The organism is Mesorhizobium sp. M0808 (genome assembly GCF_040320025.1).
Taxonomy (GTDB): Bacteria; Pseudomonadota; Alphaproteobacteria; order Rhizobiales; family Rhizobiaceae; genus Mesorhizobium.
Window position 1 is genome coordinate 105407 of sequence record NZ_JAMYOX010000020.1, and the last position, 13592, is coordinate 118998.

Annotated in this window: 11 protein-coding genes and 2 tRNA genes; 4 read left to right on the forward strand and 9 right to left on the reverse strand. The window is 63.5% G+C overall.

Features of this window, described 5'->3' with window-relative positions; genetic code table 11:
• Window positions 1-39: 39 nt before the first annotated feature.
• Window positions 40-116 (reverse strand) — tRNA-Asp (locus NKI25_RS21945).
• A gap of 217 nt (window positions 117-333) precedes the next feature.
• Between NKI25_RS21945 and NKI25_RS21950 the strand changes: the two genes are divergently transcribed.
• Together NKI25_RS21950 and NKI25_RS21955 are read left to right on the forward strand one after the other, a co-directional pair.
• Window positions 334-409 (forward strand) — tRNA-Val (locus tag NKI25_RS21950).
• Between the two features lie 198 nt (window positions 410-607).
• Window positions 608-934: a hypothetical protein gene (locus tag NKI25_RS21955; RefSeq protein ID WP_352999338.1), complete on the forward strand. Its 327-nt coding sequence runs from the start codon at window positions 608-610 to the stop codon at window positions 932-934.
• A 201-nt stretch (window positions 935-1135) separates the two neighbouring features.
• Here NKI25_RS21955 and NKI25_RS21960 read toward each other — a convergent pair whose 3' ends face one another.
• The 6 genes from NKI25_RS21960 to NKI25_RS21985 all read right to left on the reverse strand — a co-directional run bounded on the left by NKI25_RS21960 (window position 1136) and on the right by NKI25_RS21985 (window position 6721).
• The gene (locus tag NKI25_RS21960) at window positions 1136-1792 is read right to left on the reverse strand and encodes a GNAT family N-acetyltransferase (protein WP_352857709.1); all 657 of its coding nucleotides are present in this window, start codon (window positions 1790-1792) and stop codon (window positions 1136-1138) included.
• Window positions 1789-2559, reverse strand: a complete 771-nt coding sequence (locus tag NKI25_RS21965; protein ID WP_352999341.1) for an SDR family NAD(P)-dependent oxidoreductase — start codon at window positions 2557-2559, stop codon at window positions 1789-1791. Before NKI25_RS21965 ends, NKI25_RS21960 begins: the two co-directional genes overlap by 4 nt.
• Entirely contained in the window at window positions 2556-3551 is a 996-nt protein-coding gene (locus NKI25_RS21970) for an ABC transporter permease (protein WP_352999343.1), read from the reverse strand. Before NKI25_RS21970 ends, NKI25_RS21965 begins: the two co-directional genes overlap by 4 nt.
• A gap of 162 nt (window positions 3552-3713) precedes the next feature.
• Complete coding sequence (locus NKI25_RS21975) at window positions 3714-4754, reverse strand: sugar ABC transporter substrate-binding protein (RefSeq protein ID WP_352571438.1); 1041 nt, start codon at window positions 4752-4754, stop codon at window positions 3714-3716.
• Window positions 4755-4793: 39 nt separating this feature from the next.
• Complete coding sequence (locus NKI25_RS21980) at window positions 4794-5558, reverse strand: ATP-binding cassette domain-containing protein (RefSeq protein WP_352622779.1); 765 nt, start codon at window positions 5556-5558, stop codon at window positions 4794-4796.
• Window positions 5555-6721 (reverse strand): ROK family transcriptional regulator, encoded by a 1167-nt coding sequence (locus NKI25_RS21985; RefSeq protein ID WP_352571436.1) that lies wholly within the window; start codon window positions 6719-6721, stop codon window positions 5555-5557. The genes NKI25_RS21980 and NKI25_RS21985 overlap by 4 nt, the downstream gene beginning before the upstream one ends.
• 321 nt (window positions 6722-7042) lie before the next feature.
• On the opposite strand from NKI25_RS21985, the gene NKI25_RS21990 reads away from it, so the two are divergent.
• A complete protein-coding gene (locus tag NKI25_RS21990; RefSeq protein ID WP_023674672.1) occupies window positions 7043-7834 on the forward strand; it encodes an alpha/beta fold hydrolase in 792 nt (263 codons plus the stop codon).
• 75 nt (window positions 7835-7909) lie between these two features.
• On the opposite strand, the gene NKI25_RS21995 is transcribed toward NKI25_RS21990, so the two are convergent.
• Window positions 7910-9199, reverse strand: a complete 1290-nt coding sequence (locus NKI25_RS21995) for a M23 family metallopeptidase (RefSeq protein ID WP_352999345.1) — start codon at window positions 9197-9199, stop codon at window positions 7910-7912.
• 138 nt (window positions 9200-9337) lie between these two features.
• Window positions 9338-9805 carry a peroxiredoxin gene (locus tag NKI25_RS22000; RefSeq protein ID WP_352999347.1) on the reverse strand — a complete coding sequence of 156 codons (468 nt, stop codon included), beginning with the start codon at window positions 9803-9805 and terminating at the stop codon, window positions 9338-9340.
• 96 nt (window positions 9806-9901) lie between these two features.
• Here NKI25_RS22000 and NKI25_RS22005 point away from each other — a divergent pair, with 96 nt between their 5' ends.
• Entirely contained in the window at window positions 9902-13276 is a 3375-nt protein-coding gene (locus tag NKI25_RS22005) for a hypothetical protein (RefSeq protein ID WP_352999349.1), read from the forward strand.
• The last annotated feature ends 316 nt before the right edge of the window (window positions 13277-13592 follow it).

The window sequence follows — 13592 nt, forward strand, 5'->3', positions numbered from 1 at the left end:
CATTTCTCCGACACCAGGGGCCGTGGCCCGAAGGAGAAATGGCGCGAGTGACGGGGCTCGAACCCGCGACCTCCGGCGTGACAGGCCGGCACTCTAACCAACTGAGCTACACCCGCGCATGGACGAGCACGTGTCAGCCGTGTTCGTCGTTGGGGCGGTGGATAAGGGGTAAGCCACCGGGTGTCAAGCGGACCCGGACAGCATAACGGCAAACAGGAGAAGGTTTTTTGACAAGCCGAACTTTGTTGCCGAAACCGGCTCCCGGCCAAGCCACTCGCCGCTCATTTGGCCTTGCGAAGCCGGTCTTAACTGCTTAAAGGTCCGGCCCGGGGCGGGCGATTAGCTCAGTTGGTAGAGCGCTTCGTTTACACCGAAGATGTCGGCGGTTCGAGCCCGTCATCGCCCACCATTTTCCTCGATGTGTTCAGTTTGGGCTACACCGCTCAAGCTGATCGCCCAGGGGAGACGCATCCGACCACTGTGCTACTCGGACTTTGGTCTGATTCAAACTGTCTTTCCGCAGGGACTTAAGTCTGATCTGCTTGCCTCTCATGAGGGAAACGATTGCCGAAAGCTACAACTTACAGTATCTCAATTGCGTATGGGCATGGGCGGGAGCAAAAATATTCCTGGATGGCTTGCGAGTCATCTTCCGGACGATCCCGTGATCGCAGGAGATCTCGCGGATAAGATATCGAAGGAAGCTGAAAAAAACCGGCTTCCAGGCGAACGGGTTGTGAAGACTACCCGTAACGAAGAAGACACCTTCAAGAAAGAACAAGTCGAAGCTTATCCCGACGCCGCGGTTGCAGGAGTCTTTGCCAGCGGTTCATTCCTCGCCCTGTTGGTATTAGCCATTTATCTGCTTTATGTGCTCTCGATTGTGGCCGGGGGAACGGTCGCGGATGTTCCCCTGCCGCCCATACTGAACTAGTAGACGCTCCGCCAACACTCGAATTAACCCCGCACCGTGTTGATGCTGGTGACTTTCGTGTCTGCGGTGGAGCACGCGACGAAGGTTTCGTTCCCGCGGCAAAGGTGTTCACGCGGGGCAACTGGCTGCTGCAGAACGGCAGCATTGTACTTCCATAGGCCTCCCGGTTCTTTGCAACTTGTGCGATTGGCTTGTCGCAGATCAGCCTGCAATCGCCGGAGCGTGAGCAATCCGTTTCGCCACATAAACACAACGCTTCGATGAATCAGCGTCCTGCACCACCTCAAATCCAATCGCCTTGTAGAACCTTAGCGCACCATCGTTCTCCGGCATGACTTCGAGGTGGATGCCGGTCGAGCCGCTCGCGGCAAGCCCCTGCTCGAGGAAGGCCATCGCGCGCCGGCCGATGCCTTTCCCGCGCGCTTGCGGCAACAGGTCGATATGGCCATGCGACGGATAGGCGGTCAGCGCAGGCGGAACAGCGAAATCGGGATGATGGACCCGATGCCGCGCCCAGTCGCTGCCGCGCCAGCGAGAGCTGTCGGGTCCCGGGTCTGCCACGCGCCGCTGAAGGTCGGGATACCAGTCTGATGCCAGGCTGGCATTGAAAGCGCCCGTATCGGCCGCGCCAAGCAGGTAGCCGGCCGCACCTGCGGGACTATCGATAATGAAGGCCAGCTCGGGTTCGAGCACCTGGTAGGGAATGGTGTAGAGGAGGCCGAGCAGGTCCGGGTCGTCCTCGCGGCCGCTGGCGTCCTTGCCGGCATCGCCGGTCTTGAGACAGATCATCGCAAGCGCTGCATGATCGGCGGTGGTCGCCCGGCGCAGGAAGAAACCGCCGCCGAAATCGAGGATCATGGCGGCAGCAGCCGGAAATCCTTGCCCTCGGGCAAAAGCTGCCCGCCGTCGACGATGATGGTCGTGCCGGTGATGTAGCTGGCATCGTCAGAGGCCAGGAACAGGAAGGCATTGGCCACATCGCGAGGGCTGCCGAGACGGCCGAGCGGGATGGCGTCTTCCATGTTCTTGATGAAGGCCGCACCGCGATGCTGCTCTATGCCTTCGGTGAGGATATTGCCGGGCTCGACGCCGTTCACGGTGATGCCGTACCCCGAGAATTCGAGAGCCGCCGAACGGATGAGGCCGTTGATGCCGGCCTTGGTCGCCGAATAGTGGCCGTGGCCGGGGCTGGTGACGTGCGGGCCGGTGATCGAGGAGGTGAACAGCATGCGGCCAAAATGCTGTGCCTTCATTGGCACAAGTGCGGCGCGTGCGGCGATGAAGCTGCCGCGCAAGTTTACCGCCATGACCCGGTCCCAGTCGTCGGGACTGGTGTTTTCCAGCAATTGCCAGGGATAGATCCCGGCATTCTGAACCATGATGTCGAGCCGGCCGTGACGGTCGAGCGCCAGTGCAACAGCAGCCTCGGCATCAGCCATCTGCGAGATGTCGGTGCGAATGAAGGCGACACCGAGCTCGTCCGCAGTCGCTTGCCCGGCCTCGGCCTCGGTATCGGCCAGGACAAGCGTCGCGCCCTCTTCGGCAAAACGCTGTGCGATGCCCTTGCCGATCCCGCGCGCACTTCCAACGATCAGCGCGACCTTATCTTCCAGACGGCCGGTCATGCGAGCCTCTGGCGGATGGTTTGCTTGAACGCATCGAGGAGCACGGCGGCGAGCACCAGCAGGCCGTGGATCACCTGGGTGAAGTTGGCCGGCAGGCCCATCAAATTGATCGCCGTGTTGATGGCCGAGAGCAGCAGCACGCCGGCATAGACGCCGGGCAAGGTGCCGACGCCGCCCTTCAGGCTGACGCCGCCGATGACGACCGCGGCGAAGGCATTGAACAACAGGCCGACCCCGAGATTAGCTGTCGCGCCGGAGGTGCGGATCGCCAGCAGCCAGCCGGCAAGGCCGGCGATGGCGCCGGCGAGAACGAAGGCTATGACCAGGTTGCGGTTGACGCGGATGCCGGCGCGAAAGGTCGCCGTCTCGTTGCCGCCGATCATGACCAGGTGCCGGCCGAAGGGCGTCTTGGCCATGATCAGCGAGAACACCACGAAGCACGCAATGGCGATCCAGGCAGTCAGCGGCAGGCCGCCCAGACGCTGGATGCCGAACCAGCGGATTGCCGGCGCAAGGTCCTGCGCCGAGCGGCCGCCGGAGATAACCAGCACCAGGCCGCGCACCCAGATGTAAGATGCCAGGGTGATGATGAAGGCGCTCATCTTGACCCTGACCACTAGGTAGCCATTGAAGGCGCCGATGAGGCCGCCGACGGCAAGCGCGATGAGCAGCGAAACCGGAACCATCAGCCATTGCGGCTGCAACTGGATGCCAAGGCCGATGCCGGACGAGCAGAACAGGATGCCGACCGCCATGGCGCTGAGCGCCGCCACCGATTCGACCGACAGGTCCATGTGGCCGGCGATGATGACCAGCGCCAGGCCGATCGACATCACGCCGAGCACGCTCGACGCCTCGATGATGTTGGCGAAGATACCGAGTTGGAAGTAGTTCGGGATAAGGATGGAAAAGACCACCAGCACGAAGACCAGCATGAACCAGACAAGATTGTCGAGGATGAGCTCGAGGGTTTGGCGCGTGCGGGGGTTCATCTCAGGATCCGGTTGGCGCCGACCCCGAAAAACCACTCGGTTTTCGGACTATCAGGCGTGGTTGAAAATTGCTGCAGCATTCCCGCGCGCGTCCGTTTGAACGCACCCGGGCTGCAGGGCTGGGCTCCGGGCCGGCATGGCCCGGAGCTTCTGGCGAGTTCGCTATTCGACCGGCTTTATGGTTTCGGTCGGCGGCTTCATGTTGCCCCAGAACGCCGGGTTATCGACATTTTCCTTGGTGATCGCAGCGCCGGGGATCTTGATGTTCGGTCCCCACGCTTCCTTGGTCAGGGTTGATTTCAGGCCAAGCACATCATATTCGCCTGGCTTGATCTCCTGCTTGTTGACCACCTTGTCCATGAACATCGCGACCGCCGCAGCCTGGGCGTAGAGCGGCTGCTCGACCTCGACATTGAGCCAGCCCTTGCGGATCAGGTCGAGGCCGACCGGAGCACCGTTCGAGCTCATCAGCATGACGTCGCCCGGTTTCTTGCCGGCGGCCTCGAGCGAGGCGACGGCAGCGACCGAAAGATGCGCGGCATGGCTGAAGATCAGGTCGATGTCGGGGTTGGCGAGCAGCTGGTCGTTCACGATGGTCCCGGCCGCATCCGCCGCCCATTGCATGGCCGGCAGCGAGATGATCTTGACGTCCGGGAACGCCTTCATCTTCTCCTCGAAACCCTTCTGGATATCGAGCGTGTAGGGGTCGCCCGGATCGCCGAGCACCTGCAGGATCTTGCCCTTCACCGAGCCGTTTTTCGCGGTCAGGAGCTTTTGCGCCTGATCGGCGGCGACGTAGCCGATCTCGACGGTTCCGGCCACCGAGGTGAAGTCGGACGGGGTCGAGGTGATCTGGCGGTCGAACTCGACGACCGGGATGCCGGCGGCGCGGGCGGCCTCGATCGACGGTTTCAGCGCATTGAAATCGACGGCGGCAAGAATGATCGCCGACGGCTTCAGCGCGATGACGTCGTTCATCTGCGATTGCTGAGCGTCGGTCTTGTTGTCGGCGTTCAGCGTCTTCATCTCGTAGCCGACCTGCTTCAGGAACAATTCCAGCGCGCTCACCGAGCCGGTCTGGAACTCATCGAGCAATGTCGGCACCATGTAGTAGACGGTGCCCTTGGACTGGGCGAATGCCGGCGTGAGCGTGGCAAAGGCCAGTGCCAGGATACCGAAGACGGAAAGAAGTATTTTCTTCATGTCGTTCGCTCCTCTTGCGCCGGACCCCTCATTTGTCCCTCAGCTCGCCGGTCCGGCACCGGCGAGCGTCTCTCCGGTGATCATGTTGATCACCGCGTCGGGACTTGTTTTGTTGCGTGCGACGTCGCCCGCCACGACGCCTTGCCGGATCACCACGATCCGGTCGGCGACCTGGAAGGCCTGTTGCATGATATGGGTGATGATGACGACACCGATCCCCTGGCTCGCCACCTGGCGGATCATGTCGAGGCCGCGCCGCGTCTGTTGGACGCCAAGCGCTGCGAACGGCTCGTCGAGAAGCACCAGCTTGCCGCCAAAATGCACGAACCGGTTGAGCTCGATGGCCTGCCGCTGACCGCCGGAGAGGTGCTCGACATTGGTGCGAAGCGAGGGAATGCGGGTGCCGGCGCTGGCCAGCGCCTTTTGCACCACCTGCTCCATGGCGCGCTCGTCGAGCACCGGAATGCCGAGAACCTTCCTGGTGATCTCGCGGCCCATGAAGAAATTGGCGACCACGTCGACATTGGTGCAAAGCGACAGGTCCTGGTAGACCGTCTCGATCCCCGCGGCCTTGGCCTCGGCGGGGGATTTGGCGAGGAATTCCTTGCCTTCGAACAGCATGCGGCCGGAGGTCGGCTCCAGGCCGCCGGCAATGATCTTGACCAGCGTCGATTTGCCGGCGCCGTTGTCGCCCAGAAGCGCCACCACTTCGCCCTTGTCGATCGAAAAGCTGATGCCTTTCAGCGCTTCGATGGCGCCGTAATTCTTGGCTACGTTGTCGAGCACCAGCAGCGGTTCGCTCATGCTGCGATCCCCTTGTTATGCAAGAGATCTCGTCCGCGTTCGCGCTCGGCGGTGAAGATCTGGCCGAAGCGTGGCGAAAGCACTCCTGAGACGGCAAGCGCGGCGGCGCCGCGCAACACTGCATGCTGGCCGCCGCGCGCGACGCGGACGCGGGGGGTCGCGCGGTCGCTTCGCGCCGAGACCGAATTGGGCAGGTGCGCGGCCGCGCCGGCAAGCCTTTCGAGCAGGTCGGTGGAGGCAAGCCCGCCGAGGATGATGGTTTCGGGATCGAACAGGTTTTCGATGATGGTGACGGCGTTGCGGAAGATCGGCGCAATTTCGCTCACCCACTCGGCGTCGGCGATGTTGCGGCGCCGCAGCGCCTCGAGCGAGAGATACCGTTCGAGGCAGCCGCGATTGCCGCACGGGCAGGGCTCGCCGCCCGGCACCGCGGGAATGTGGCCGATTTCACCGGCGTTTCCCCAGGCGCCGCGCAATGCCGCCCCGTCATGCACCATGACGCCGCCGAGACCGACGCCGAAATAAAGATAGTAATACTCGGAATATGCCGTTCCGAGGCCGTAGAGGCGCTCGCCGATAGCAGCCGCCGCCATATCGGTTTCGAAAAAGGCCGGCAGTCCGGTCGAGGCGGCCAGCCGCTCGCGCAGCGCCACATCCTTCCAGCCGGTCATGGTGGTCGGCCCGACAAAGCTCATGGACTCCACGCCGAACGGTCCGGGCAGCGCCATGCCGATGCCGAGAACGCGGCCACCGGGCCGCAATGCCGTCAATTCGAGCACCATGGCGCCGATCAGCTCGAAAGCGTGGTCGGGCGTTGCATTTGGGGCTTCGCGGTAGGTGCTCTCGATAACATCGCCGCTTAGGTTGATCAGGGCGGCATTGATGCCCAGCGGGGTGACGTGGATGCCGACGGCATAGCCGCCTTCCGGATTGATGCGCAGCGTTGCCGGTGGCAGGCCGCGTCCCTTGGGCTCTTCGCGCAGCGACAACACGTAACCGTGCTCTTCCAGCTCGCGAACGATGGTAGACACCGTCTGCACGGTGAGCCCGACCCGCCTGGCAATGTCGCCGCGGGCGATCGGTCCGTGAAGGCGGATGGATTCGAGCACGATGCGCCGGTTATACGGCCGCCCGAACTCCTGATTGGTTCCCCGCAGTGCCATGCCTTGTGCCCTCGAGAGAGGCCAGACTGGCACTGAAGATTTATTCAGTCAAATGGAATTCAAAAATAATTCGCCTGTGGCCAAGGTCCTTCTAACGCCGGCGAATTCGCGCCCGCCGGCGGATGGGCCAACTCTGGCAATTTTCCAGTATGAAGCGCCACCGGCTGGACGGGAGCCAGGCATGACGTTGGCCGGCAATCCGATCAGCGCCCTGAAGCACATTTCGGAACCCGCCTGTGAGCCGGCCAGGGATCGGAGTTCGTTGCGCCTTTCCGTTGCAGGGAGCATACTTCCTCTCGCCGGTCTGCGGGAGGAGATGCGATGCCGAAGCTGACCCTCGACGGGATTGATCTCGGCTATGAGGTGCGGGGCGACGGGCCGCCGGTTCTGTTCGTCCACGGCAGCGTCACGAACGGCATGATGACATGGTCCGCGCAGCAACCGCTTGCGGAGCGCTGGAAGCTGGTTGTGATCGACCGGCCCGGATACGGATCAAGTTCCCCTGCCGAACGCGAGGATTTCGTCGTCGACGCCGGACTGGTCGCCGGATTCCTCGATCGGACGCATGACCTCTGGGACGAAAGCCGCGTCCATCTGGTCGGGCATTCCTATGGCGGCGTCATCTCTCTTCTTGCAGCAGCGATGCGCCCGCGAGCGATCCGTTCGCTCACGGTGATCGAGCCGCCGGCCTTTGACCTTGCGCGCGGGGATGTTGCCGTGAATGAACTCGTGACGCGCCTGAAGACCCACTGGCAAAGCGGACCCCGCGACGATCCCGCGCTTTTCTTGCGCCAGTTCCTCCATCTGGTCGGCTCGGCGATACAATTGCCAGACCCGCTGCCGCTCCCGCTCGCGCAAGGCGCGGCCATGCTCGTCGTCGAACGCGGGCCATGGGAGGCCGAAATTCCGCTTCGGCAACTTGCCGATGCGCCGTTCCCGAAACTGGTGGTATCCGGCGGGCACAGCGCAGCATTCGACGCCGTCTGCGACGTGCTCGAAAACGTGCTTGGTGCCGATCGTGCCGTGATCGCCGGCGCGGGGCACAGCGTTCAGCAGACCGGTGAGCCGTTCAACCGGCGGCTCGGCGCGTTCATGGCTGCTGCTGAGGGCTGAAAGCGATCTATCTTTGATATTGCCTGGCGGGCGGTTGGCCGCGCGCCAGGCTTCACGCCGAATGAATCGCCGGCTCTACAGATACCGCTCGACCTTCTTGCCGACGGTCAAAAACCGTAGCGGGTCGATTGCCTCGCCGTTGTGGCGGACCTCGTAATGCAGATGCGGGCCGGTTGAGCGGCCGCTGTTGCCGGTCTTGCCGATGATGTCTCCGGCATCGAGCTTCTGGCCGACGGCGACGTCGATTTCGCTGAGATGCCCGTAACGCGTCACAAAACCGTTGCCGTGGTCGACCTCGATCATGCGGCCGTAGCCGCCGTTCCAGCCGGCCTTGACGACCAAGCCGGCTGCCGTGACCTTGGCTGGCATACCGATCGGCGCCCTGAAATCCATGCCGGAATGCAAGGCGGCCGTGCCGAGGATGGGGTCGGTGCGCACGCCGAACGGGCTGGTAACGCTGCGGCCGGGGGCGGGGTTGGCGAGCGGCAGCCGGCGCGCTTCCTTTTTAAGATGATCCAGCGCGTCAAGAGCCTCGTCCAACTCCTTGACCTTGCTGTCGAAGACCAACGAGCTGTCGAGTGGTATCAGCGGGCCACCGACGTCGCTCTTTTCGAATTCGCTGTCGACCGGCAGGCCGGCGGCCTCGAGCGCCTGTGAGATCGCGTCGGCGCTCTTGTAGGCATTGTCGGCCAGTGTGGCGATGCGAGTGAGCTGCTGGCTCTCGATGGCCTTCAGCGAGTTGTTGATCGAAACGAAGAGCTTGTCTGCCCGGTCGGCCGCGCTTTCGCTCGGCAGCGGATCGGCGCGGGTCGACCACAGCGAGAACGGCCTGGTGTCGTCAACGCCCACAGGAGCGGCAAGGGGGGCGGCAAGGCTGGCGACAGTATACGCCGTCGGCTGGATGCTGCCGGTCGCGTCGGCATGTTCGTCCGGCTTTGCCGCTGGCGCGGGCGTTGCGACCTCGTTTTCGGCTCGTTCGAGGATCGGGCCGAGGCGGCCGTGACGCAGGCTGAGCTGGCTCTGCCGTTCCAGCAGCTCGCTGACCTTGGTTTCCATCAGTTGCTGATCGAGTAGCTGGCGGCTGGTGATGCGGTCGACCTGGCTGCGCAGTGCCGAGATGCGGTCTTCGTAGGCCTGCTGCATGCGCGCCTGCCGCGCCGTCGTGGCGCCGATCAGATCGTCGCGCAGCACCAGATAGGAGGTCGCCAGCAGGTAGCCAATGACGATCGCCGCCAGCGCCGAGCCGCAAAATGCCGCAAGCCACGGGCGTATGGTGAAATGCCTTATCTGGTCGCCCCGGGCGATGATGACCGTGTGGGGCTCTTTGCGTCTGCCGAAGACCGCTGACTGACCGGCTACGTTCACGGGACCAAGCTTTCGTTACGACACCAACGACAAGCCTGATTACACATTATTAGGGTTAACAAAGTTTTGCCGGATCGAACGACAGCCAAAGGTCTTCGCGCAAAACGGGCATCGAATTGCAGCGGCCTGGCGCAGCTCTCAAAGGGCGCGAACCGCCTCCAGCACTTCTTCGGCGTGCCCCTTGACGCGGACGTTGCGCCAGATCCTGGCGATGCGTCCGTCGCGGCCGATCAGGAACGTCGCCCGCTCGACGCCCATATAGGTGCGGCCGTAGAGCTTCTTTTCCACCCACAAACGATAAGCCTCGATCACTTTGCGCTCTTCGTCGGCGACAAGGTCGACGCTCAGGTCGTATTTCGCCTTGAATTTGTCGTGTTTCTTGACGCTGTCCGGCGAGAGCCCGATGACGACAGCGCCGGCCTTTTCCAACTCCGGCTTCAACTGCGAAAAGCCGATCGCCTCGTTGGTGCAGCTTGTGGTGTCGTCCTGTGGGTAGAAATAGAGTACGATGGGTTTTCCCAGCAATGCGGCGAGGCTGAGTGAACCGCCGCCGTCGCGCGGAAGATCGAATTGCGGCGCAACATCGCCCACGTCGAGGTCAGCCATATCGATGCCCTTGTTTGAGGTTACGCGCCAGGCTGCATCGATATAATGTCGAGCGGGGATTCGTCCACGATCGAATTCGTTTCAACGGAAGATTGCGTGGATCAGGAGCTACCGCAGCACGAGAAGATCAGGTTCAGGCGTGACGAGATCACCGACCTAGGAACCTTTCCGTCCGCGTGCCGCGTCCCGCCGCTCGGCCAGGCGTCGATCGGTCGCGGCGTCCGTTTGATGGCGCGGCTGTTTGCCGGCCTTGTCGCCCTTGTGCTGCTGGCTGCCGCCGGCGTCTATGCGATCGGCGTGTCCGGCTTCGGCTCGGAGCGGCTTCGCGCGGAAGCCGAAACGGCAATCGAGAAATTGGCCGGCTTCGATGTCGACGTTGCCGTCGGGCCGGCACGGCTGACGCTTGACGGGTCGAGCTTCATTGCGCTGCAGGTCAGCGACGTCAGCCTCAAGACCGCCGACGGAAAACCAATGGCCGATGCAGGCCGGGTCCGCTTCGGCATCCGGCTGATCCCGTTGCTTTCGGGCGAGGTACGGCTGACCAGCGCCCGGATTTCCGACGCGCACATCGTCATGGCGGCAATGCCGTCCGGTGGCGACTGGACGGCCGAGCTGCGCAACCAGGACGGCCTCATCGATCCGGAAAAACTTTCCGCCGCCGTCTTCGCCAACCTCAACCGCGCGCTCGATGCGGTGCGCGAGGATTCGGTGCGCCAGATCGATCTGCGCAACGTCGAGCTGGCACTGCCCGAGACCGGATCGGTCAAGTCGGTCACCATCGCCGACGCCTCCGTCTCGCAGTCGGGACCAGGAAGCATGGAGTTTTCATCCGACGCGGATGTCGACGGCAGGGCGCTTACCATCGCCGCTTCCGCCACCCGCGATCCGGCGACGCGACGCATCACCACGCTGGACGCCAGCATCCAGGCAGCGGATGCCGACACTGCGGCAGGTGGCAAATTGGGTGCGATCGCCTTGAAGCTGGCGGGGTCGGAAGGGACCGGCGACAACGGTTCGCGGCTGACCGCTGCCCTGTCACTGACCGGATCGGTGCTCGATCTCGGTTCGCGCGGCCTGCTTCCGGCCGACATCGATCTCGATGCAACACTCGTCGCCGGGTCGAACAAAATCCAGGTCGACAGTTTGCTGGTGAAAACCGGCCGCTCGACCTTCGATTTCGCCGGTTCGATCGGGCCGAAGCCGGCTACCGGCGCAGCGGGCGAGGAGCCATCCTATCGTTACGACCTGACCAGCGACGGTTCGACCCTGGCGCCTTCCGATTCGCCGGAGCCGGCACTCAGCTTCATTGCCCGTATCGCCGGCGTCTACCAGCCGACGAGCCAAAAGCTGGTCGCCGAGCAGATCGGCGTCCGGTCCGGACCGGGCAGCGAAGTGCTGGGCACGGCTTCGGTTTCATTCGTCGCCAACCAGGCGCCGGGCATATCGGTGGCGCTCAATGTCCACGACATGCCGGTCTCGCACGTCAAGCAATTATGGCCATGGTTTTCGGCGCGCAATGCCAGGCTGTGGGTGCTTAAGAACCTGTTCGGCGGCCGCGTCGTCGATGGCAGCCTGCAGTTCCAGGTCGTGCCCGGACGGCTCGGCAACGGCGTGCCGCTTTCCGCCGATGAAGTGTTCGGCCGATTCCAGGTCGAAGGATCGCGCTTCGACACGGCCGGCCGCATTCCGCCGATCCGCGATGCCGTTGGCGTCGTCGGCTTCCACGGCAATGACGTCGACGTCGCGCTGTCGTCGGGCAGCGTCTATATGCCGAGCGGCCGCACGGTGGCGGCGAGCAACGGCACGCTCACCGTCAAGGCGGCGAACCATCCGCCGGTGATCGGCGCGCTCGACATCGATGTCGCCGGCGAGGCGCCGGCAATCGCCGAGCTGGCATCCTTTGACCCGATCAACGCCATGCGCCATGTTGGCCTGCTGCCGGACGACCTGTCCGGCACGGTGACCGGCCACGTCAAGGCCGATATTCCCCTGCAGTCCGGTGTCGACTCTTCCAAACTCGATTGGCTGGTGGCGCTCGACTACAAGGACCTGTCGCTGGGCAAGCCGTTCGAGGGCCAGACGGTCAGCCATGCCGATGGCTCGATCACCGTCGCGCCCGACCGGGCGGTGATCTCGGCGAAGGCGCTGCTCAACGGCATTCCGGCCGAGCTCGACCTGATCGAGCCGCTCAGGGATGGCGGCCCGCCGCGCAGTCGTAAAGTGGCGCTGGTGCTCGACGACAAGACGCGCGCCACCGCCATGCCTGGCCTGTCGACGCTGCTTTCCGGAACCATCAAGGTGGCGATCGACAAGAGTGGCACCGGCAACCAGAACGTGTCGGCCGACCTGACCAATGCCAGGCTGGGCATTCCCTGGGCCGGCTGGAGCAAGGGCCCCGGCATTCCCGCCAAGGTCGTCTTCGCCATGGCGAAGACCGGCGACACCACGACGTTGTCCAATTTCGAACTCGACGGCAAGAGCTTCTCCATCGACGGCAGCGCCGTGCTGGTCAACGGCGCCTTGTCCTCGGCCCGGTTCAGCAAGGTCACGTTGAACAGGGGCGACGACGTCGCCGTCTCGGTGAAGCGGTCGGGCAAGGCCTATGCGGTCGAGGTCAGCGGCAGCGCGCTGGACGCACGCTCGCTGATCAAGCAATTCACGTCCGACGTCGACACCGCCACCAAGACCACTGGCGTCGATGCGATCTCGGTCAGCGCCGACGTCAGTTCCCTGACCGGCTTCCACGACGAGGTGCTGTCGAATTTGAAGCTCGACTACAGCGCCGCCGGCTCCCGGGTGAACGGGCTCAAGGTGAGCGCCACGGCAAGTTCGGGAGCCGCCATCACCATCAGCAACACGACCGGCGGCGGCCTGCGCACGCTCAACATGAAGTCGGCCGACGCCGGCGCCATACTGCGCTTCCTCAATATCTACGAGCATATGGAAGGCGGCTCGATAACGCTGGCGCTGACCGGGGCCGGCGACGGGCCGATGAAAGGCCAGGTCGACGCCAAGAACTTCTTTATCGTCAATGAGCCGAAGCTCGCCTCGATCGTGTCGACGACGCCGGCCGGCGACAACCGCAGCCTCAACGAAGCGGTCAAAGGCAATCTCGACACGTCGAGGGTGAAGTTCGAGCGCGGTTTCAGCGAAATCGACAAGGGCAGCGGCTATCTGAAGCTGCGCAACGGCGTGCTGCGCGGCTCGCGCATCGGCACCACCTTCCAGGGCACGCTCTACGACCAGAACAACAATATGGACATGACCGGCACGTTCATGCCGGCCTACGGCGTAAACCGCATCTTCGGCGAACTGCCGCTGATCGGCGCACTGCTCGGCAACGGCCGCGACCGCGGCCTGATCGGCGTCACCTACAGGCTCAAGGGCAACGCCAACAAGCCGAACCTGGAGGTCAATCCGCTATCGGTGATAGCGCCCGGGATTTTCCGGTCGATCTTCGAGTATCGCTGAGGTCAAAACCCAATTACCTCGAGCGACCGAGTTTTGATCTTAAGCGGCCGCTCGTCCGCCCCGCGAATTCACGCCCATGATCCAAAGGCGACTGACGTCCGCCCGGGCCTAAATGGCCGCTTTGCGCCTAATGTCGGCCGTTAAAGTTAGTTGTGCCACCGCCTTACAGCGGACATCACCGGCGACCGCGCTTGAGGGCGTAGTTGCGCCATTGAACGAACCCGCTCGCGGGAGGGGCGCGGGGTTTGAGGCGTGAGCTTTGTTGGCAGCGTCGGTGAGGCTTTAATCGATCAGGGGTGACGGACGGCCATCGGCC

What these genes read in the sequence shown, in the direction of transcription:
- NKI25_RS21990 (WP_023674672.1), top strand. Translation starts at nt 7,043, where the DNA reads ATGCCGAAGCTGACCCTCGACGGGATTGATCTCGGCTATGAGGTGCGG.
- NKI25_RS21985 (WP_352571436.1), bottom strand. Translation starts at nt 6,721, where the DNA reads ATGGCACTGCGGGGAACCAATCAGGAGTTCGGGCGGCCGTATAACCGG.
- NKI25_RS22000 (WP_352999347.1), bottom strand. Translation starts at nt 9,805, where the DNA reads ATGGCTGACCTCGACGTGGGCGATGTTGCGCCGCAATTCGATCTTCCG.
- NKI25_RS21955 (WP_352999338.1), top strand. Translation starts at nt 608, where the DNA reads ATGGGCGGGAGCAAAAATATTCCTGGATGGCTTGCGAGTCATCTTCCG.
- NKI25_RS21980 (WP_352622779.1), bottom strand. Translation starts at nt 5,558, where the DNA reads ATGAGCGAACCGCTGCTGGTGCTCGACAACGTAGCCAAGAATTACGGC.
- NKI25_RS21975 (WP_352571438.1), bottom strand. Translation starts at nt 4,754, where the DNA reads ATGAAGAAAATACTTCTTTCCGTCTTCGGTATCCTGGCACTGGCCTTT.
- NKI25_RS21970 (WP_352999343.1), bottom strand. Translation starts at nt 3,551, where the DNA reads ATGAACCCCCGCACGCGCCAAACCCTCGAGCTCATCCTCGACAATCTT.
- NKI25_RS21965 (WP_352999341.1), bottom strand. Translation starts at nt 2,559, where the DNA reads ATGACCGGCCGTCTGGAAGATAAGGTCGCGCTGATCGTTGGAAGTGCG.
- NKI25_RS21960 (WP_352857709.1), bottom strand. Translation starts at nt 1,792, where the DNA reads ATGATCCTCGATTTCGGCGGCGGTTTCTTCCTGCGCCGGGCGACCACC.